Annotated in this window: 17 protein-coding genes and 1 riboswitch; of the genes, 4 read left to right on the forward strand and 13 right to left on the reverse strand. The window is 38.0% G+C overall.

Annotated features, from left to right (window positions below):
• Positions 1-11 precede the first annotated feature (11 nt).
• Positions 12-1,475, reverse strand: a complete 1,464-nt coding sequence (treP, locus tag MMB68_RS16235; RefSeq protein WP_277549189.1) for a PTS system trehalose-specific EIIBC component — start codon at positions 1,473-1,475, stop codon at positions 12-14.
• 199 nt (positions 1,476-1,674) lie between these two features.
• Between treP and MMB68_RS16240 the strand changes: the two genes are divergently transcribed.
• The gene (locus tag MMB68_RS16240; protein WP_221783899.1) at positions 1,675-1,851 is read left to right on the forward strand and encodes a YvzF family protein; all 177 of its coding nucleotides are present in this window, start codon (positions 1,675-1,677) and stop codon (positions 1,849-1,851) included.
• 38 nt (positions 1,852-1,889) lie between these two features.
• Here MMB68_RS16240 and aroD read toward each other — a convergent pair whose 3' ends face one another.
• From aroD to MMB68_RS16255, 3 genes are all read right to left on the reverse strand, one after another.
• Positions 1,890-2,675, reverse strand: coding sequence for a type I 3-dehydroquinate dehydratase (gene aroD, locus MMB68_RS16245; RefSeq protein WP_277549190.1), 786 nt, complete (start codon positions 2,673-2,675; stop codon positions 1,890-1,892).
• A 66-nt stretch (positions 2,676-2,741) separates the two neighbouring features.
• Positions 2,742-4,499 (reverse strand): thiamine pyrophosphate-binding protein, encoded by a 1,758-nt coding sequence (locus tag MMB68_RS16250; RefSeq protein WP_264408912.1) that lies wholly within the window; start codon positions 4,497-4,499, stop codon positions 2,742-2,744.
• 51 nt (positions 4,500-4,550) lie between these two features.
• A complete protein-coding gene (locus MMB68_RS16255; RefSeq protein WP_269870523.1) occupies positions 4,551-5,981 on the reverse strand; it encodes an aldehyde dehydrogenase family protein in 1,431 nt (476 codons plus the stop codon).
• 533 nt (positions 5,982-6,514) lie between these two features.
• Between MMB68_RS16255 and MMB68_RS16260 the strand changes: the two genes are divergently transcribed.
• Positions 6,515-7,072 (forward strand): shikimate kinase, encoded by a 558-nt coding sequence (locus tag MMB68_RS16260; RefSeq protein WP_013055659.1) that lies wholly within the window; start codon positions 6,515-6,517, stop codon positions 7,070-7,072.
• A gap of 24 nt (positions 7,073-7,096) precedes the next feature.
• Here the strand turns inward: MMB68_RS16260 and MMB68_RS16265 are convergent, their stop codons facing one another.
• The 3 genes from MMB68_RS16265 to MMB68_RS16275 all read right to left on the reverse strand — a co-directional run bounded on the left by MMB68_RS16265 (position 7,097) and on the right by MMB68_RS16275 (position 11,427).
• Positions 7,097-8,128 carry a LacI family DNA-binding transcriptional regulator gene (locus MMB68_RS16265; protein WP_028412203.1) on the reverse strand — a complete coding sequence of 344 codons (1,032 nt, stop codon included), beginning with the start codon at positions 8,126-8,128 and terminating at the stop codon, positions 7,097-7,099.
• A 146-nt stretch (positions 8,129-8,274) separates the two neighbouring features.
• Positions 8,275-9,600 (reverse strand): NCS2 family permease, encoded by a 1,326-nt coding sequence (locus tag MMB68_RS16270; RefSeq protein WP_016763224.1) that lies wholly within the window; start codon positions 9,598-9,600, stop codon positions 8,275-8,277.
• Between the two features lie 483 nt (positions 9,601-10,083).
• A complete protein-coding gene (locus MMB68_RS16275; protein WP_269870522.1) occupies positions 10,084-11,427 on the reverse strand; it encodes a 5'-deoxyadenosine deaminase in 1,344 nt (447 codons plus the stop codon).
• 512 nt (positions 11,428-11,939) lie between these two features.
• Between MMB68_RS16275 and MMB68_RS16280 the strand changes: the two genes are divergently transcribed.
• Both MMB68_RS16280 and MMB68_RS16285 read left to right on the forward strand, forming a co-directional pair.
• Positions 11,940-12,518: a YkoF family thiamine/hydroxymethylpyrimidine-binding protein gene (locus tag MMB68_RS16280; protein ID WP_277549231.1), complete on the forward strand. Its 579-nt coding sequence runs from the start codon at positions 11,940-11,942 to the stop codon at positions 12,516-12,518.
• Between the two features lie 53 nt (positions 12,519-12,571).
• On the forward strand, positions 12,572-13,201 hold the full coding sequence (locus MMB68_RS16285) for a hypothetical protein (RefSeq protein ID WP_221783884.1): 630 nt from the start codon (positions 12,572-12,574) through the stop codon (positions 13,199-13,201).
• A gap of 243 nt (positions 13,202-13,444) precedes the next feature.
• A riboswitch (SAM riboswitch) is annotated at positions 13,445-13,544 on the reverse strand.
• A 168-nt stretch (positions 13,545-13,712) separates the two neighbouring features.
• Here MMB68_RS16285 and MMB68_RS16290 read toward each other — a convergent pair.
• The 6 genes from MMB68_RS16290 to MMB68_RS16315 all read right to left on the reverse strand — a co-directional run bounded on the left by MMB68_RS16290 (position 13,713) and on the right by MMB68_RS16315 (position 21,077).
• On the reverse strand, positions 13,713-15,032 hold the full coding sequence (locus MMB68_RS16290) for an aspartate aminotransferase family protein (RefSeq protein WP_277549191.1): 1,320 nt from the start codon (positions 15,030-15,032) through the stop codon (positions 13,713-13,715).
• 538 nt (positions 15,033-15,570) lie between these two features.
• The gene (locus MMB68_RS16295) at positions 15,571-16,158 is read right to left on the reverse strand and encodes a histidine phosphatase family protein (RefSeq protein WP_269870520.1); all 588 of its coding nucleotides are present in this window, start codon (positions 16,156-16,158) and stop codon (positions 15,571-15,573) included.
• A 12-nt stretch (positions 16,159-16,170) separates the two neighbouring features.
• Positions 16,171-16,977, reverse strand: a complete 807-nt coding sequence (locus MMB68_RS16300) for an alpha/beta fold hydrolase (protein WP_013081956.1) — start codon at positions 16,975-16,977, stop codon at positions 16,171-16,173.
• 36 nt (positions 16,978-17,013) lie between these two features.
• Positions 17,014-17,388 (reverse strand): DnaJ family domain-containing protein, encoded by a 375-nt coding sequence (locus MMB68_RS16305; protein ID WP_221783879.1) that lies wholly within the window; start codon positions 17,386-17,388, stop codon positions 17,014-17,016.
• A 454-nt stretch (positions 17,389-17,842) separates the two neighbouring features.
• Positions 17,843-20,719, reverse strand: coding sequence for an ATP-binding protein (locus MMB68_RS16310; protein WP_277549192.1), 2,877 nt, complete (start codon positions 20,717-20,719; stop codon positions 17,843-17,845).
• A complete protein-coding gene (locus MMB68_RS16315; RefSeq protein ID WP_221783876.1) occupies positions 20,709-21,077 on the reverse strand; it encodes a response regulator transcription factor in 369 nt (122 codons plus the stop codon). Before MMB68_RS16315 ends, MMB68_RS16310 begins: the two co-directional genes overlap by 11 nt.
• Position 21,078 lies beyond the last annotated feature (1 nt).

Consider the following 21,078-nt stretch of genomic DNA (forward strand, 5'->3'; position numbering starts at 1 on the left):
AACACCACCATTTAATTCTTTGGATTATGTTGAAACGATTCTGTAGCCGCGACAGTTGATGTAACGGTTGATTTTTTCTGAAGCTTTCCGAGCGTTAACGTTAAAAGAAACGGCACAACGATTACGATTACCATTCCAATAATAAAAGGCGGCCAGCTCTGTGGAACAATTGATAACGGAGCTGGTATACCCCCAATTCCCACCGACGCTGCTTTCACTCCGGCTACAGATATGACAACACCCGCAATAGCTGAACCAATCACTGCAGAAATAAAAGCAAATCTAAAACGCAAATTCACACCAAACATTGCAGGTTCCGTAATGCCAAGCCACGCTGAAACCCCTGACGTTAAAGATAATCCTTTTAATTTCTCATCATCTTTTGAAAGAACCATTATCGCGAAAGCCGCAGAGCCCTGTGCAATATTCGATAATGCTACCATTGGCCATAAGAACGTACTCCCTACGCTTCCAATCAGCTGTAAATCTACGGCCAAAAATGTATGGTGCATGCCTGTAATAACAAGAGGAGCGTATAAGCCTCCGTATACGAGCCCTCCAATAAATGGAGCCGTTTTAAACAGCCATACAACTGCACCTGTAATAACATTTCCTACTGCAAATGTAATCGGACCAATCACAATAAAAGCAAGAAACCCTGTTACTAAAAGAGCTACAGGCGCTACAATTAAAAGCTGAAAACCATCCGGTATTCGTTTTCTTAAGAATAATTCGATTTTTGCTAGTACAAACGAAGCAGCTAACACAGGTAAAACCTGTCCTTGATAGCCGACTTTCTCAACATGCAGGCCAAATAAATTCCACGTATCGATACTTCCTTTTTTTAATGCTTCTCCATAAGACCAAGCATTTAGCAAATCAGGGTGGACAAGCATGAGCCCAAGGACAATTCCAAATAAAGGGCTTCCTCCAAAACGCGTAACAGCTGACCACCCAATAAGAGCTGGCAAAAAGGCAAAAGCCGTATTGGCAATTAAATTAATCATGCTTGCGAAGTCTTTCCACTGTGTATGAACATCTACAATTGATTTATCATCGTAAAAAATTCCGGCTCCTGTTAGTACATTATTGATTCCCATCAATAAACCCGCGGTTACGATGGCCGGTAAAATGGGAATAAAAATGTCAGCTAATGTTTTTATTGCGCGCTGCAGCGGATTTAAGTTTTTAGCCGCTTCGTTTTTCACTTCCTCTTTTGACAGTTCACCTATCCCTGTAAGCGCCACCATTTCTTTATATACTTTATCAACTGTGCCTTGACCAATAACAACTTGAAACTGGCCGTTTGTAGAAAAAGATCCTTTTACCAATTCGTGCTCATCTAGCATACGTTGATTGACTTTACCTTCATCTTTTAAAACAAGTCGAAGACGCGTTACACAATGCGTTGCAGCAGAGATATTTTCTTTTCCGCCAACGGCTTCTACAATACGCTCCACAGATTCTCGATTCATGTCTTTTCCCCCTTGTTTCCGTTTTCATTTTATTCCTGTATTTCCTATCCCCCATATAAATCTCACCACAAACCTGTATATACAAGTTTTATGTTTTTATTCTAACCTGTATATACAGGTTCGTCAACAAAAATAAAATTACTTCTTTTTCATTTCATGATATAGTCAAAAAGCAAAGTGTATGGAAGGAGACATTACAATGCTGCAAGTAAGATTAATGGGAACACAAGAAGAAATTAATGAAGCAATCAAACAGTTTGAACAGAACTACCATATAGAACATCAGTCAAAAGAATATACGCGAAGCGCTAATCCAAAGTACGACCGCAAAAAAGATACTCGGGTGTATCTTTCCATGCATTTAAAGGATAAATAAAAAGCACAAGAGCATAGCATGCTCTTGTGCTTTTTATTTTACATCGAAACGATTTGATGGGAATGATAGTTCTCAGGATCCGTAACTTTTTTTGTTAACTGAATTATTTTTCGTAATTCATCAATTGGAACTTGCCCAGGAGCTGAGCTGCTTTTCCCTACAGCGAAAGTAACAGAAGATCCGTACATCCACCCGACAATCCGGCTAATAGCTCCTAGTCCTCCCATCGACATGGTAATGAGAGGAATGGTGAGCTCTTTTTCAGCCTCTCTTGTAGCTTCCAATAAAGTTAAAACATCTTGATTGTTCTGAGGCATGACAGCTGCTTTTGCTGCATCTGCTCCGTAAAATTCAGCTAAAAATAAGCTTTTAAAAATTTCCGCTTTAGGAGGCGTAAAAGAAAAACTATGATAAGAAAGCACAAGTTTCTTATTATTTTCCTTGGAAACTTCACGTAAATAGCGGATATGATCCGGCTGATTTGATACTTCAAAATCAATAATTGCTACATATGGATGCTTACATACCTCTGCAAGTATGGCTACTACTTCCTTTTCTGATAAGGAAATAGGCTGCCCCCCTTCTTTTTGAGAACGTACAGTAAGCAAAATAGGCGTGCGCTCACTATTTTCATATATATCTTTAGCTGCAGAAAGGACGCTGTTTATATCTTGAATTTCTTCGTAAAAATCTAAGCGCCATTCAATTATATCCGGTTTTTTTAATAAAATTTCCGCTAGCTCTGTTAAAAGCTCTTTGCGATCTTTGCCTACTAAAGGGGTACAAATAGCTGGAGAATGAGCTCCTTCTCCTCGTTCTAACATAGGAACAGCTCCTTTTTATCAAAGTTAAATGTTTCCGTTTTCAATTCAGCATTTGTTCGATACTTGTTAAACAGATACATGGTGTACTTTCTTATCCGGTGAGTAAATATCCATGATGTTCCAATGTCCTGATGTTGGTACAGGATTGTTTAACATCGCTACATCAATTACAACTGGTTTATTAGAAGCAACAGCTCTTTGAAGCGCCGGTTTAAACTCTTCAGCTGATTGAATTTTTATGCCTTCTACTCCATAAGCTTTAGCGATACTTGCAAAGTCAGGAGAATATACCTCTCCATCTTTTTCAAATACCGTGCCTAGAGTGGTTCCAAAGTGTGCTTTTTGCAGTCCCGCGATCGTACCAAACGCAAAGTTGTTCATAATGATCCAAACCACAGGAATATTCTCTTCGGCTGCCGTAGCAAGCACAGCTGGATTCTGGCCGAACCCCCCGTCTCCTACTAGAGAAACAACTATTTTATCAGGCTGAGCTACCTTTGCGCCTAAAGCTGCCGGCGCTCCAAAGCCCATTGTGGCAAAGCCTCCTGGAGTTAATATACTTCCAGCTTCATAGATTGGAAACTGCTGTCCTACCCCATTCTTATTCCAGCCTACATCAGTAGTAATATAGGCATCTTTTGGCAGGACTTCACGAACTTCATTTAAAATTCGCTGCGGCTGCATTGGGAATGAATTATCGTGAATATACTCTTCATTGCTAGCTTTAAACTCTTCACGATAAGAAGCAATCTCTTTGATTAATGCTTCATTTTTTACTCCTTCCGGAATAAGCTGTTTAGCTACGCGATTTAAGACTTTAAGAGCTTGTTTTAAATCAGCTACTGCACCAATTTCGGCAGGATAATTACGCCCTATCTCGCTAGGATCAATATCAATATGAATCAATTTTGTTTTTGAAAAATCAAACGTATATTCCGGCTCCCAGGAGCTAGAATCTGCTTCTGCAAATCTTGTTCCTAATGCTAAAATATAATCGGCAGTCCGACACTTTTCATTAATAAACTTCGTGCCCCAAAAACCAGTCATTCCTAGAGTCAAGTCATGATCATCTGGAAGTGCTCCTTTGCCCATCAAGGAGTGGGCTACCGGAATGTTCAAGTGATCCACAAGCTCTTTTAATTCATTTGCTGCATCTGCTAATAGGATACCTCCGCCTACATATAACACTGGATTTTTGGCATTAATTAATTTTTGTACGATACTCTTTGCCGTTTCATCATCGATAGAAGGTTTTTGCAAAGATTTCGTTTGGCGATGCAATCGATCAAATAAAGAAACATCGATCTTTTTTGAAAAGATATCCATAGGTACAGATACTAATACGGGGCCAGGATTTCCACTTTCCGCTAGTAAAAATGCTTTCTCTAATATTTCTGGAAATAAATCTGGACGGTCAACTCTCCATGCACGCTTAACGAATGGACGATAAATTTCATATTGCGAAGCATCAGCATGTAAATTTACCTCTTGATGCGGATGCTTTCCATAATAATGAGTAGGAACATCACCAGCGATGACAACCATTGGAATTGAATCTAACGCTGCATTAGCTACACCTGTAGCAGCATTTGTTAAGCCAGGACCTAAGTGACTTAATACTACTGCTGCTTTTTTCGTCACACGCGCATAGCCATCAGCTGCATGCGCTGCAATTTGTTCGTGTCGAACGTTGATAAATTTAATTTTGCTTTCTTCTAAGGCTGTTAGTACCGCTATGTTTGTATGACCACACAAACCAAAAATATGCTCGATGCCTCGTTCCTCAAGATAATTTACTAATTGATGTGATATTAATTTTTCCATTGTATATCCTCCTTTAAATTCACTATATATTTTTTCAGGTAATAAACTCAGCTACGATAGCTGCAGGACAATCATTTTTGTCTCTGTCATATCTTCAATCGCAAATCGAGGTCCTTCTCTACCAACGCCGCTGTCTTTTATTCCACCGTACGGCCAATGGTCGAGTCGAAAATTAGAGGTTCCATTAATCACAACTCCTCCTACTTCTAGAGATTCAGCAACACGGTAAGCTAAATCCATTTGATTTGTAAACAGCCCTGCTTGCAAACCGAATGATGAATCATTTGTTTCCCGAATAGCTTCTTCAATATTTTGATAAGGAATGATGCTGACCACAGGTCCAAACACTTCTTGACACACTACTTTGCTTTGTTTAGGAGGATTTAATAGAACAGTAGGTTCTATAGAAGCCCCTGTCTTTTTGCCGCCGCATATCAGTTTTGCACCTAGATCGACTGCTTCTTCAATCCAAGCCAAAACTCGGTTTGCTGCTTTTTCATCTACTAAACATCCAACATCCGTCTGCGGCAGCAGAGGATCACCAACTTTTAAAGACGTTACCTCATTCTTCAGAAGCTCTGTAAATTCAGAAACAACTGAGTCATGTACATAAATACGCTGAACTGAAATACAGCTTTGACCGGAGTTGCTAAACCCTGTTCTCCCACACATTTCAGCAGCTTTTTTAATATCAGCATCTTCATGAACAATTGTTGAAGCATTTCCTCCTAACTCTAGAAGGACTTTTTTCATTCCAGCCAGTTCACATATATTTCTGCTTGCCACTGTTCCACCAGTAAAAGAAATTATATTTACACGGTCATCTTTTACGATTTGCTGCCCTGTTTCTACTCCCCCTAAAACCATGTTAATAGCGCATTCAGGCATTCCAGCTTCTAATAATAGAGCTATAAACTCTGAAGCAACTAAAGTTGTTTGCGGAGCTGGTTTTAAAATAACACTGTTGCCAGCAGCAAAAGCTGGTCCAATTTTGTGGCATACTAAATTCAAAGGTGCATTAAAAGGAGTAATAGCGGCAACAACTCCGACAGGCACACGGAATGTGGAAGCTATCGCTTTTCCTCCTCGTTCGGAAGCATCTCCGGGGATCGTTTCACCGATAAGTCTTTTTGCTTCTTCCGCAGATTGCTCTAATGTTTCTACAGATCGAGATACTTCGTCCAACGTATTCTTCAGCGGTTTTCCTAACTCATTTGAGATGAGAGAAGCAAATTTTTCTTTTTGCTTTTCCAAAAGCCGTGCTGCTTCTTTTAAAATTTTGGCCCTTTCATAAGAAGACAGACTCGCAATTGTTTTTTTTGCTTCATAGGCGGCTGATAGCGCTCTTTCCACATCTTCTGGCGTTGCTATAATTTGCTCACCAATTACTTCCTGCGAATACGGACTTTGAATACTTACTGCTGATCGATTACCTTCAAGCCATTCTTTATTTACATAAGGCCTTGCTCGTCTAAAGCTCATTGAGATCTCTCCTTTTAACAATTGACCTGACTGCCTCTTTAGATCGATCTAATTTTATATTTAGATCGATCTAAAATTTGACACAGTGTTCTATAAATTCTATTGATTTAAAGTAATAACTCGTTTTGTAAACGTTATCATAATCCTACAACAGAAATTTTAATCTAGCAATAGAAAATTAAAGAATTTTCTAAAAATATTTATTGATTATGATTATAGTCTCTTAAGCAGCGTCACATTCACTTCCCTTTTTTTCTAACATACACTGTAGAAATATCAAAGATAGCAGTATTATCAATATAATAAAGGTTTATGATCATGATCGAGCTGAACTATTGCTTTTTTGTTTTACTCACAGCTGATCCCATCTGTTGACTAACAGAAATTTTATAAATGTAAGCTGATACTTGTTTCTTAGGACATAATATCCTTTCACGGTTTTTACAAACAGTAACATTTGTATTATAATTCTAATAACTCAAATACAAAATAATAAGTTTTTTATTGTTAAAAACAGAAAGAGGCTTTGAAAAATGACTTACAGCGAGATGTCTCTTAGAGAAAAAAGCATTGTATTTATTGGCTTTATGGGCGTAGGTAAAACAACAATCGGCGAACTAGTCGCTAAGAAATTATACAGAGATTTTGTCGATATAGACCAAGAAATCGAAAAAATGTTTCAAATGCCTACCTCACAAATCTTTAAAGAGTTTGGTGAAGAGTTTTTCCGAAATAAAGAAAAAGAAGTAATTAGCCAGTTATCTCAGCAGCGTTTAAAAATTATATCCGTTGGCGGAGGCGCATTTCTTCAAGAAGAAATTCAAAAAATATGCTTATCAAATTGTATTGTATTCTTTTTAGACCTTTCATGGGATTCATGGAAAGAGCGCATCAGCCTCATTATTGACAGTCGCCCTGTTTTACAAGGGAGAAGTCTAGAGGATATTGAAGAATTATTTTATACGCGACAAGCAATTTATTCCAACCACCACTCCAAAGTAGAAACTGACAATTTGGATATTGAAGAAGTAGCAAATTATATCGTTGATTCCTTGAAAATGGCTTGGGATATTTACGAACCGTCTAAATAATTCACAAGGAAAAGAAGCAGTTCATTAACTGCTTCTTTTTTTTGATGACGATTCTCGAACAACTAACTGAGGTGTTAAAATAATGCGATGATGATGTTCTTTTTTATCAACAATTTGGTTATGAAGACACCGTGCAGCATCTTTTCCTATTTGTCTTGCAAAAGAAGAGACGGTTGTTAGAGTAGGGTGACATACGGATGATTCCATGACATTATCAAATCCCACTACCGCTATATCTTCTCCGGGAACAATCCCTTTCTCTTTTAAGCCTTGCATAACACCAAATGCAACTAAGTCGCTAAAACAAAAAACTGCTGTTGGAGGCTCAGAAATGTTCAGTACTTGATGTGCAGCTTCTACACCGCCGCTTCTTGTCGGACCGCTCGGAATAACAAGCTCTTCATCAATAGAAATTCCTGCGTTCTTTAGTGCCGAGCGGTAACCTTCCATTCTTTCTTTCCACGTTGTAGAACCGGTTGTTCCTCCTAAAAAGGCAATTCTTTTGTGTCCCTGTTCAAGTAAGTGTTGAACCGCTTTTTGAACGCCTAAGCTATAATCTACCCCTACATAATCTGACTCCACCTCAGGCAATTCCCTTACTGCTAGTACTGAAGGAACATCTAAATGCTGAATTTTTCTTATCGTATCTTCCGATGTCCCCGCAACAGGACATAAAATAATGCCTCCTACCCGGTGCTCCAGCATTGTAGAAAGCAGCTGATCCTGTCGATTATCCGAATCAAACGTCGTACCTAAAAACACCGTATATCCGTCTTTCTCGAGCTCCTCGTGTACTCCAATTAACAATTCTGTAAAAAACGTATTAGATATATCCGTAATAATAACTCCGATTGTTGATGAAGTTTGAGATCTTAAATTTGCCGCAATTCGATCATACACGTATCCTAACTCTTTCATCGAAGCTAGAACTTTTTCCCTTGTTTTTTCAGAAACACTTGGACTATTTCGCACAATAAGCGAAGCAGTAGCTCGAGATACTCCCGCGTGTTCTGCCACTTGTTGTAAGGTTACACGTTTGCGTTTACTTTGTTTCAATTTATTCCACCAACCCTTTATAACGCACCTTTTATAATTATTTTACAATTATCTAAAATAAAAGAAAAGCTTCATTCTTTCACGATGTTCTCTGACAAGGACTCAGTAACAAAAAAAGACGCAGCTTGAGGCTACGTCTTTTCTTCCTAATGGGAACTCATATAAAAATTGATAAAAAAGGCAATGGTGATTACATACATCATCCAATGAATTTCGCGATGGCGTCCTGTAAACAGTTTAATCGCTGTGTATGAAATGAAGCCGAATGCTAACCCTTCTGCAATGCTGTAGGTTAACGGCATCATGACAATTGTTAAGAAAGCGGGAACAACTTCAGTGAAATCGTCGAAGTTAACGTTTCGAATGTCACTTAGCATAAGCGAACCAATAATAATGAGTGCTGGAGCAGTAGCAACGCTTGGGATAAATTGAATAAGCGGTGCAAAAAACAAGGTAAATATAAATAAGATGGCAACCGTTAATGCCTTTAAGCCGGTACGCCCTCCTTCTGCAATACCTGTTGCATTTTCAATATACGTATTTAACGCAGTGCTTCCAAAAATAGCACTCGCCATTGTACCAATTGAATCTGCTGCAAGCGCGCGATTTAAACCTGGAATTTTACCGTTTTTATCTACTAAGTTTGCTTTTTTAGATAGTCCAATCAATGTCGCTAGCGTATCAAATAATTCTACGATGGTGAAAGAAAATACAACTGAAAAAATGCCGTAGGCAACTGCACCCTTTAAATCCATTTGAAAGAATGTTTCTCCAACGCTTGGCGGCGTAGCTGAAAAGACGTCTTTCAGAGAATGAGGAACTGCTTGTACTCCTACAATCATTGCTAATATTGTCGTAGCAAAAATACTTATAATAAGAGCGCCTTTTACATTTTTAGCCATCAGTACAGCTGCTAATATCAGCCCAAAAATAGCAAGTAACGGGCCTTTATCCATGACATTTCCAAGCCCTACAAAAGTAGACTCGTTTGCCACAACTAATCCAGCGTTTTTCAAACCGATAAACGCAACAAAAAGACCAATTCCAACTGCTATTGAAGACTTTAGTACGTTCGGAATGGCATCAATAATCTTTCCGCGTATTCCTGTTACCGTTAAAACAAAAAACAACACGCCGGATATAAAAACTGCTCCAAGTGCCGTTTGCCATGACAAGCCTTGCCCTAATACGACTGAATACGTAAAAAACGCATTTAAACCCATCCCTGGACCGGTTACAATCGGGAAATTTGCCCATAGGGCCATCAGTAACGTACTAAATACAATGGCGTAAATGGTAGCTGCAAGAGCCGCTTCTCGGGGGATACCCGCGTCAGACATAATAATGGGGTTGACAATTACCATATAACTGACCGTCATAAAAGTTGTAAGTCCTGCTAGTATTTCTTGTTTTGGTGTTGTGTTGCGCTCTGATAGTTTAAACAAGCGCTCTAATATTCCGTTACGCTCCAACACGCGCGCCTCCCTACTTCTAAAAAAAATAAAAAATCCTACCTATTCAAATGTCCTAAAAAGGACACGACTTAGGAGGATTTTACGTTGCAAAGTAAAATCTTTTGTCCTATTATAGTCTTAATTTGTAGATATGCAAAGGCAGAAAACGCTATCATTATAAAAATTTTTATCTTCCGTTAGTTTGGAATTTTGAAAATTTATTTCTCTTATCTTTTTAGTCTGTTGCAAGAGTACTCTTTTTACTCATTTATACAAAAAAGAGATTGAGACATAACTAAATAAATCCATTCTAAAGACAAATAAATGGAATAACCGCAGGAGTCTACGTCTTGTCCTCCAATCAACAGCTAGAAGCAACTAAACAGATGAAGCCTACGTTCACCTTGACAACAAAAAACTCGAATTATTAATCAATAATTCGAGTTTTACTTCAACTAAAATACTTTTATCCCAGCCTCTTCTTTGTTTTACATCTTATGATTATGAAATTAAAAGCGGGATTCTTTTTAAAAGACGATCAATCGAATGATTTGCTTCTTTCAATACAATTCCCTGGTCAATTGTTTTCAGTACGCGATTTTCCATCACAATTTCTCCATCAACCATCGTTAGTTCTACATCTCCTCGCGTTGCTGAATACACAACTCTGGAAATAGGGTCTACGCCGTAAGACGGAAAGGTATGAAGCTGATTTAAATTTAAAATAGCAAGATCTGCTTTTTTTCCCACCTCTAAACTTCCAATTTCTTTTTCGAGCCCAACTGCTTTCGCTCCGCCGATTGTAGCCATTTCTAGCACGTGCTTTGCATTCATGGCCGTTGGTCCGTACGAGGGTTTATGAATCGTAGCGGCCAGCCTCATTTCATTGAACATATCCAAATTATTATTACAAGGAGCACCGTCAGCGCCAAGACTTAAAAATACACCTTGCTCTAATAAACCGGGCACATCTGCGATTCCCGATGCAAGTTTTAAGTTTGAGCCTGGGCAATGACTAACTTTTACTCCTTGATTCTTAATAATTTGCTTTTCTTGATCATTTAGCCACACACAGTGCGCTAAAATAAGGCGCTCATTGGCTAATCCTAAATGATCTAAGTACATGATATTTCTCATACCCGTTTCAGCTTCTACAATGCGAATTTCTTCTTGATTCTCAGAAGCATGAGTATGTACATGGACATTATATGCAGCTGATAAATGGCTCACTTCACGCAGCAAATCTTCCGTACACGACAGCACAAATCTTGGGGAGAATGCGTATCGAATACGACCGTTATTTGAATTATGCCATTTTTCAAGCAGCTCTACACTTTCTCTGATCGAGTCAGCTGTTGTCTCCTGCAGAGCTTTTGGCAGATCATCGCCTTTTTTATCCATCATTACTTTTCCTGCAAGAGCTCGAATCCCGCTTTGAGATATAGCTTGAAAAGCAGAGTCCGTATGATGAACAGTTTCCATATCTACAATTGTTGTAGTCCCGCTTTGAATGAGTTCGCCGATCCCTAACAGTGCTGAATAATAGATAGATTCTTCATCATGCGAAGCTTCAAGCGGCCATATTTTCTTTTTAAGCCAGTCTAGCAGCTCTAAATCATCTGCTTGCCCTCTAAAAAGCGTTTGACATAAATGAATATGAGTATGTATAAAGCCGGGCACAATCGTTTTATTTGCTGCGTCAATGACTTTATCTACCTTTTCCGGATGCAGGTTTTTCCCGATGGCTGCAATGCGATTTCCCACAATATAAAGGTCACCGTAAATAATATCATTCTTCTCATTCATCGTAATAATCTCTGCATTTTTAATTAATGTGTGCGTCATACCTTCTTTCCCCTCTTTCGTAACATCTATCTATTTCTAGCTCAAGCCGAACACTAAATCTTCAAGCAATCTTTCTTACACTGGTCTTAAATATATATGGTGCATGCTCTGAGTTGAATAAGTGTAGATAACCTCATACGCGATAGAGAGTTTGGGTAAAAAAAATTCCTAGCTGATTATACAGCTAGGAGGTTGGATTTATGATAAAATCCCAAGTCCCTTTTTCAAGAGGTTATACGAAATCGCAGGAGAATAATGTGATCTTGTATTTATAATATGGTGTTTTCAGTCTATATACCAGCTTTTTGTCAGAAGTTCTAACATTGTTTTTTTATTCTTTTTCATTATGTAACTTTTCTTAACACCCTTATTTTTCATGTTATGCAATTTATTTTCGTTTCTTCTATGTAATATTGCCTAAAAATAAAGAATCTATCTTCTGTTTCTATACAAAACAAAAAAGTTATTTTATGATTTGTATGATTAAAAAACTACAAATCTATACTTTAGAGGTGATTCGTTTGGAAAAAACAAATGTGGGCTGTCGGTTTACACTTTCCGTGATGAGTGATAATTTCATCGATATTATTTTAAGCGCCCTAAACGACGTGGACATGTCTAACGTTCAGCGAAAAACGGACCGTGTTAGCACGTTTATTGAAGGAACTGCCAAAGACGTATTTGAAGTTGTGGAAGCCGTTTATAAAAGTGCTGGAAAATCAGAAAAGCATATTGTTCTGAATGCCACGTTTTCAACAGGGCGCCACGAAGAATATTTTGAAGAAAGAAAAATAAAATCAAAAGAAAACATGTCTTCAAACCAACAGCTTTGTGCTTCGTTCCCTGTATCCACTCAATTTTCTTTGTATCCATTAGATACGCCGCATTATGTAGACATCATCAAAAGCGGAATTGGCGCAGTTAAACAACAGGGAGTATTTGCCGAAACCGTGCCTTTTGCAACAGCTTTAGAAGGAGATGTGGACAAAGTGTTCGCTTCTCTATACGAATGTTTTATGAAATCTGTACAGCAAGCTCGTGTCGTGATGACAGTTAATATGTCAGCACACAGCCCTTCTTCAAAACGATAAATTACTTCTTATCTATTTATAAAGATAGAATACTGGAAAGGATTTATATAAATATGGCTACAAAAAGAACATTTTTTTCTTTTTTCCTGATAAGCGCGTTTTTATGTCTATTGGTCGTGCCAAACTCTGTTATGGCTAGTGAAAAACCTGCACATTTAACGGTTGCTTCTTACACGCAGTTCTTGAAAGCGCAAAGTGATAAAAGCTCACTGTATGAATTTTCAAAACTGTCGCGTCAGCAAAAACAAAAAGTTGTACAATTACTAAAGGATCCATCTCTGTTAAAAATGGATATTGAAGAGACCAGCGGCACGGTCGAAGCTGCAAGTACAGCAGCATACGGAGCAAGAACGGCTTCACCTTTATTCAAAACAGCAGCTTATACAGCTTCTTATAAAGCGGCTGGATTTACAACAACAAAACTAACGGTGTATGTAGACTATTACACGAAAAACTCATCGGTGACTTCAGTCAAAAGTGTACGAGGCGTCGTCACGAAAAATGTAAATCCCCTTGTGTCTATTTCAAAAAAGAGTTCAAAATCTTGGGTGCAAAGTAATCGAGCCTACGGGCGAATTGACTGGCAGTGGAAAATTGCAGCTAAAAATGCCGGAATTAAAAGACAAACTGCTTACGGTACGGCTTCCGGCGCTTCAGGCGGATCAACAGCTATAGTTAATTGATAAAGAGGAATAAATAATGAAAAAAATGATGTGGTGGATTGTTGGTATTACAATTGGAGTACTTTTACTAGGAATTCTTGTAGGTTATTTATCATTTTACAGCATATAAAAACAGCAGGTAATTTCACCTGCTGTTTTTTATCTAAATGTCATCTTCTTGTCATAAAATTAAAACCTCCACTTACAGTGTCTAAGTGCCTGTAAGAAGAGGTTGGGATCACAATTGTTAGTAAGCCTGGTCTCTTCTTATCTTTCAAGCACTGCTTGTGGGAGTTAGCACGGTTCTATAAAGTCCGTTGCCGAGGTTTCAAAGGGCCTATCCCTCCACCTCTCTTGATAAGAAGTTTGTCGAATTTTGTTGATAATTGTTGATAAGATAAATATTATGTTACATGCTGCACAAACAGATGTCAACTACTTTTCAGAAAATTGTTTTCCCTCTAAAACTATGATATCGTTACCATTACTATGACAACTAGGTTACAAATATATAAATTTTTATATTTTTTTATCACGCTTTTACAGCTGACTTTTTCTCAAAAGAAGTAATAGCCTCATCTAGCATACGAATGCCGGCATCTATCTGTTCTTTTGTTACAGTAAGCGGAGGTACCATGCGAATAACTTCACTTGCATTTCCGCAAAAATAAAATAACACGCCTTTTTCTAAAGCTAAGTCCAGAATCTCAAATAAGGCGTCTCCATCGCCTTCTCCCGTATCCGGATTAACAATTTCAATTCCAATCATAAGTCCTAAACCGCGGATATCCCCAATAACTGAATGTTTGTCCTTTAAAAGATGCAGCTTTTCTAACGCATAAGCGCCCATTTTTCTTGTGTTATCCAGCAGTTGTTCTTCTTTCATCACTTCAAGAGTTGCAAGGGCTGCTGAACATCCAATAGGATTTCCTCCAAATGTTGTACTATGTGTGCCAAGGGGCCACTGCTTCATTAATTCTTGAGAAGCTACCGTTGCACTAAGCGGAATTCCAGAAGCAATTCCTTTTGCTATAGCCATAATATCTGGTACGACATCAAACGTTTGTCCAGCAAACCATTCGCCAGTACGGCCAAACCCTGTTTGCACTTCATCGAAAATAAGTAATATTCCGTGACGATCACAAACCTCTCTCAACTTCTTCATCCAACTTTTCGGAGGAATAATATAACCGCCTTCTCCTAATACTGGTTCCAAAATAACGGCCGCCACTTCTTCAGGGGTTACTTGGTGCTTAAAGAGTATTTCAAAATCTTTTTCAAGCTTTTCAGTAAAGTACACATCGCTGTCTAGCTCCGCAGGACACTCTTTTAGATTGGCATATGGAATTTGATACGTCAGTCCCGAAGGCTGCTGAAATTGTCTATATTTGCTTTTCGATGTTGTAACACTTAAAGCTCCCATCGAGCGGCCATGAAAACACCCTAAAAAAGAAATAACGTACGGACGCTTTGTAACATGCCTCGCTAATTTCAAGGCTCCTTCAATTGCTTCGGTGCCACTATTTCCAAAGAAAAAGCAGTCTAAATTGCCAGGCGTTACTTTTCCTAACTCATCGGCTAATTTTAATATCGATTCGTACATAATCACACCTGAAGGACCATGCAATAATTGATCTGCTCCGTCTTTAATTGCTTTTACTACTTTCGGATGTCTGTGTCCTACATTTGTCGTAGCGATTCCAGAAGTAAAATCGAGATATTCTTTACCATCCACTCCATAATAATAACATCCTTCTTCTTTCACAACGGGCAGATTCGGATGGTCTTTAGCCATCGTCGGTGCTAGCAATTCAGGCATTCTTTCAAATAAGTGACTCCAATCTTTTGACATACTGCATCCTCCTTGAAATTATCCAAATCAATTAATCTTATTCCGAAATATAGTTGCTTATTAAACAATATTAGGAAATCCAGTTATACTAAACGCTTTAATAGAATAGTAATAAAACTTATTTTACTATGCATTTTTATTAAAATCAATTGTATAAATATTTATATATGAAATTACTATATTGTCTTTTCATCTCTCCTACTTTTTGTTTAGTTATCATAAAACAGAGTTTGAGACATGACTAAATCAATGCACTTTAAAGATAAGCAATATGGATCACTTTTTACACCGCCGTTGATTTCCATGCAAGACTTCGCTTTCCGCGGGCCGTCGCCGTTGAGCCTCTGTTCCTGCAGGAGTCTTCATCTTGCCCTCTAACCAACATCTAGAAGCACTTACATATGTGAAACCTACGTTCACGTTCACCTTAACCTTAACCATAAAAAAAACCGAACGAGTTTGATTCTTGATTAAGAATCAAACTCGTTCGGATCTTCGTTCAGCTAAAATGCTACTGCCACAGCCTCTTTAAGTATATTTATTCAAGATGCTTGGCATCGTTGATCGTTTCAAGAAGCCATTTTCCACTTTCATAAGCAAAAGTTGTAATTGATGTATTTTGTAAAATAGTAGTCCCTGTTCCTTGTTCTCCGCTTGTTACATGATGAATGAATGTATTAATTGCCGCCCCGTGACTAACAACTGCTACTTTCTTTCCGATAGACTTCTTCATAATTTCCGTTAACCGCCGAACCATCCGTTCTTGAGCGGCTTCGAGTGTTTCGATATTATATAAAGGCTCTTCTCCCCAATTTGTCGCATAGTTTGGCACAAGCTCATGCAGAACTTCTACATTCTTTGATTCTAGTTCTCCAAAAGAGCGCTCGCGCAGCTGCTCACAAACTTCAATTTTTTCTACTTTAGCAGCTGCTGCAATTTCCCTAGCCGTCTCCTGCGCACGAAGCAGATCGCTTGTATAGATTACATCAATATGGATATCTCGAAAACGTTCCGCTACGCGTTTAGCTTGTTGCTTTCCCGCTTCGTTGAGCGGAATATCAGCATGCCCTTGAATAAGTTTGTTTTTATTCCAATCTGTTTGGCCGTGTCTAATTAAGTAAAGCATCGTAATCCTCCTTTAATCCCGTTTTAGAAATTGATAGACAGCTTTATCAACCTCTGAGCTTTCATGTAAATCTGAATGTGCTTCATGAAACGTTTGGAGATGAATGTGTTCGGTAAACTCTTGCAGTCCGTAAGCACTTTCTACTGTTACCACTCCATCTGTCTTATCTCCCACGTCTCCTGCTCCTGAAAAAACGTCGATTTCTTTTGAGAAATCTTGACGACTTTCGTACAGCTTGTTTAACGCTATAGAGTGGAAAGCTAAATCACGAGCACCCATAGATTCAATATGATTGCGTGCATGAGGGTACATCTCCATTAATTCCTGATAATCTAATCCTTGAATTGGCGATCCTAACGTAACTAACTTTTGAATATATTGAGGGTTAGACAAACTAACAGCTGCTGCTGTTACTCCTCCCATACTATGTCCAACTAAATCAACAGAAGATGCTTTATATGTATCACGTACATCTTGCATAATAGCTTCAATCCATTTTTGCTGCTGTGCAATACTGGCATCTGGCTTTTTAAAGACGATATGAATAAGCGGAAGTTTTCCCTCTTTTGCTTTCATAATATGCTTCCACTGAATAGCTCCATCTTTTTGAACAACGCAGTAACCTACTTTAGTTCCCCATCCGTTTTGTTCAAATCGTTTAATCATTTTCCCTAAGCTTTTTTGACTGCCTAAATAGCCATGAATAAATAAAACCGGCACATTTTTCGATTGGGCACCTCGTTTTATTTGCGGGGCAAAAATATAAAAACAAAGCGAAATAAATAGTATGATACTGATCAATAAAATTAACAGCCGCAAATTCTCACCCTCCGATCGTCTCGTCCATTACACTCATTAATAAAAAAATTTGGAGTAAATTTTATTCTGATACGTCCTGTAAGCTGCAGAACTTGTCATCTTTTTCTTGCCAACGAGCTGCTCAAAGCGCAAACGCTTTTCCGTAAGCATCTCCGTTAGCCTTTGTTCTTCATTAGCATCCGTGCATATAGAAATCAATTCTTCTATTGTAGTCATATCTCGTTTCAGCTCTTGTTCATCACTTATCATATTTGCATTTTTTAATATCCTATACGCTTGGCGCAGTTCTTCAGGTATATGTGACAAATCTTCTAACTTTAATGGTTTTCCTTCCCCAGGCAGCTTATCAAAGTCACCGTCTTTTATTGCTTGTCTAATTCTTTCTTCAGCAATTATATACGCAATATCCAAGGAAAGACCTCCTTTAAGCAAATATAAAATTCAATCTTACCTTCTATATAAAAGATGTATAACAAACACAGCTTTTATAACCGTATTTTTTATTATACTATGATTATAAAAATTGAACTACCTTCACTTCTAAGATAGACTATCCTCCCTTTGTGAAATGATCTCCAGAGCTTCACTCCTTTCACTATCAAACTTTCTTGAGCAGTTTCTTAACTAGCTGAAATTCAATAAACGATTCTGCATCAGGTTTTGTTATCTTATCTTACTATATTTATACAAAAAAGCCTCCTTACGCATGTAAGGAGGTGGAAAAAGGTAATTCTAAGGTCATCATGTTATGCCTACTTACTATAAAACCATAAATTGATAGCGTTTTCAACGTTTTTTTGTTACTTTACTAATTTTCTTTTCGTTTAATGAGGCTCCGTAAATATAGCGAAGCCTCACCAATTCTCTACTCTTCCTTATCTGATGGAATCATAATTTCTCCTTCATGCTCTTGCCTTTTCAAAAGCAGCTGGAGAATCGTTTTGGATAATTTACTAGGCTGATAAGGTTTAATCAGAAACTCACACACTCCAAGCTCTAACCCTTTGCTTCTTTCGTCTAAAGCAGATGAGATTAAGATAGGAATTTTTTCTGTCTCTGTATTTTCTTTGAGGTGTCTTAAAACATCCCACCCGTCTAACTTATTTTCTCCTAACATAATATCTAGAACAACCACTTCAGGCTTTTGCTGATGAATAGAGTTTAATGCGTCTTCTCCGTTGTTAAAATACCGAACGTGAAAACCGCTCTCTTTTAATTCTACCTGTAAAAGTGTCGCTAAGCTTTTATCATCTTCTACAATCACTACGCTTTTGCGGTTATCATCCGTATTTATCATCATTTCTTCATCGTACTGAACTTCATGAAGAAGCGGCAGAACGACTGTGAATGTGGTTCCTTTTTTCCATTCTGATTGTACAGTAACGTCTCCACCATGGGCCTTTACAATTTCTTTTACAATCGCTAACCCAAGACCCGTTCCGCCAATTTTGCGCATATCAGAATTATCTACTCTGTAGAATTTGGTAAACAATTGACCTAGCGCTTCACTTGGTATACCAATTCCTTCATCTTGAATATCAATATAAACAGCATGTTCCTTTTGATACAACTTAACAGTGACGTTCCCTCCATCAGGCGAATATTTAACTGCATTGCTAATTACATTATTAAACAATTGCAGCAGCTTATCTTTATCTCCCATTACTGTAAAATGCTCTTGATCAGAAATCATATCAAATTCATGCTTATTTGTTTGTATTTTCTGGACTTCAATCACCTGCTTAATAAGCGGCAGAATGTCTTGATACTTTTTATCGTAGGTTTGTTTCCCCGCTTCCATTCTTTGGACGTCCAGAAAATCGTTGATTAAAGACGTTAACCGCTGTGCTTCCTGATAAATAGTAGTTAAATACTTCTTCTGTCGTTCTTCTTTTAATGTTTTGTTTAGCATAAGCTCAGTGAACCCTAATACGCTTGCTAAAGGTGTGCGCAGCTCGTGACTGACGGTGCTTACAAATTCTGACTTCATCTGATCAACTTCAAACTCTTTCGTAATATCACGATGAACGAACAATACGCCAAACATCTGACGGTTTCGATATACGTATTCACTGTAAACTTTTATAACTTTTCGCTTACCTTCCGTGTGCAGGTAATAAACAAAAGACTTTTCTACTTGATCTCCCTTACAAATGCCTTCAACGTATTGCCTTAGCTGCTGTATATTTTCTACTTTTTCAGAAATAGCATCTAACCATTGATTACGAGAGAGCTGAAGAAGCCCACTTTGATGCTCATATTGAAACAATTCGCTAATTTTCGTATTTACTTGTAGAATCGTACCGCTTGTATCTACAAGCTGCATTCCTTCTTGAATCGAATTTAAAATATCTTGAGATAACAATCGGTCATGCTCAGACTCTTCGTAAATATAAATTTTTTCAAGAGCAATCGTAATTTGTTTGGCCAGTATTTCAAACGTCTGTAATTCATGTTCTGTGTATTCATCCGCGTAGCGGCTGTAAAACATATAGGCTAGCATATCTCCCTGTGAAGATATCACCGGGACGATAATGTCATACAAATAAAACGTTTGCTGATGATATAGGCGCTCATGTTCTATACACTCTCTTTTTACTACCATACATTTTTTCGTCTGTTGCACATGATTAACATAATTATTATGAAGATTTGCCACCATCTGTTGAACACTTGATGAAGATAGACCAAATGAAGCATATGTCTTTTCATCGGTTAGCATAATAAAGCCGTGATCAGCTTTCATCACCCGGCTCATGTTTGTGACAGCGCTCGTAAGAACTTCTTGCTTGTGAAGAGAATTTGTTAGTCCATGCACAAATAAATTGCGCAATTCTAACTCTCCTTCTCGTTCCTTTGTTAATTCTAATGCGTGCTGAAGTTCATCTTGCTGACTGTGCAATTCATCTTGCTGTGCAATCAGCTCCTCATTTTGAGCCGTTAACTCCTGTTCATTATTTTGCAAAGTCGATACCATTTTATAAAAAGCTTGAGATAGCATACCGATTTCATCTCTTCTATGTTCATCAAATGTCATAGGCATTTCTTTTCCGGCAGCAATTTCGCTTGCCGTATATGCTAGCTGACTCAGCGGCTTTACAAACTTATTTAGCAATACCCGTGTAAGCAATAATAAAATGACCACTGTAAACGCTAAAAATAAAATAAAGAACGTTTGACTTTTCTGCATGTCACTCGACGTGTCATCGTACTGTGTATTTAAGTCTTTAGTTAATTCATTTTGGTAGTCATCAAGTTCTTTTTGCATTTGTTCTATTGATTTAGAAGCAGCCTTCCGCTCAGGACTAGAGCGGACCCCTTCAATACCTTTTTTGTCGTAAATATCTTTAAAATAAGGAAGCGTTTGATTAAAATACGTGTTTAGCATCACCGTCGCTTCATTTACAAACGTACGTTCACGTCTATCTGCGGCTAGACCTGAAAGTCGATCAAGATTTTCTTCAATAATTTTTTGCTGACTTGCAGCCTCGTTATACATATCCTCTGAATCAAACGCAATAAACCCACGAGCCTGCAAAAAAGCCTTGTTCATTGATTTATCAATTGTAGATAGCAGCTGTGCCTTTTCCCGTACTTGTGCCCTGTACCGGGCATAATCAGCTGTAATTTCTTTTTGCCGTACAACAAGTACAGTTGAACCCGCCGCAAAAGCAAGTAAAAGGATACTTGCTAAGAGAATGAACTGAGTTGAAATACTTTTTCGTTTTAATTTATTGTTCATGTAGAATTTCCTCAACACGTTCGGCCAGTAAAAGCGGACTAAACGGCTTAGACATAAAATACGTAGCCCCCGCTTCTAACACTCTACTTTGATCAGCAGCTTGATTCTTAGCTGAAAGCATCAATACTTTTGTATGGCGCTTATCTTTCATTTCTTTCAGCTGCTGAATGACTTCAAGCCCGGTGAACACGGGCATCATATAATCCAAAATAATTAAGTCAAAATCACTTTCCTTAATGAATTTCAAAGCTTCTTCGCCATTTTCTGCTTCCGTCACATCATGTCCTTCATCTTCAAGCGTATCTACCACTAACATACGAAGCACTTCTTCATCTTCCGCTAATAAAATTTTTGCCATT

Origin of the sequence: Priestia sp. Y58 (assembly GCF_029522095.1) — a bacterium.
GTDB lineage: Bacteria > Bacillota > Bacilli > Bacillales > Bacillaceae_H > Priestia > Priestia megaterium_E.

Coding starts and splice junctions, on each gene's coding strand:
- aroD (WP_277549190.1), bottom strand. CDS start 2,675: ATGTTAGAACGAGGAGAAGGAGCTCATTCTCCAGCTATTTGTACCCCT.
- MMB68_RS16250 (WP_264408912.1), bottom strand. CDS start 4,499: ATGGAAAAATTAATATCACATCAATTAGTAAATTATCTTGAGGAACGA.
- MMB68_RS16315 (WP_221783876.1), bottom strand. CDS start 21,077: ATGGCAAAAATTTTATTAGCGGAAGATGAAGAAGTGCTTCGTATGTTA.
- MMB68_RS16240 (WP_221783899.1), top strand. CDS start 1,675: ATGCTGCAAGTAAGATTAATGGGAACACAAGAAGAAATTAATGAAGCA.
- MMB68_RS16255 (WP_269870523.1), bottom strand. CDS start 5,981: ATGAGCTTTAGACGAGCAAGGCCTTATGTAAATAAAGAATGGCTTGAA.
- MMB68_RS16285 (WP_221783884.1), top strand. CDS start 12,572: ATGGCTACAAAAAGAACATTTTTTTCTTTTTTCCTGATAAGCGCGTTT.
- MMB68_RS16290 (WP_277549191.1), bottom strand. CDS start 15,032: ATGTCAAAAGATTGGAGTCACTTATTTGAAAGAATGCCTGAATTGCTA.
- MMB68_RS16275 (WP_269870522.1), bottom strand. CDS start 11,427: ATGACGCACACATTAATTAAAAATGCAGAGATTATTACGATGAATGAG.
- MMB68_RS16310 (WP_277549192.1), bottom strand. CDS start 20,719: ATGAACAATAAATTAAAACGAAAAAGTATTTCAACTCAGTTCATTCTC.
- MMB68_RS16260 (WP_013055659.1), top strand. CDS start 6,515: ATGACTTACAGCGAGATGTCTCTTAGAGAAAAAAGCATTGTATTTATT.
- treP (WP_277549189.1), bottom strand. CDS start 1,475: ATGAATCGAGAATCTGTGGAGCGTATTGTAGAAGCCGTTGGCGGAAAA.
- MMB68_RS16295 (WP_269870520.1), bottom strand. CDS start 16,158: ATGCTTTACTTAATTAGACACGGCCAAACAGATTGGAATAAAAACAAA.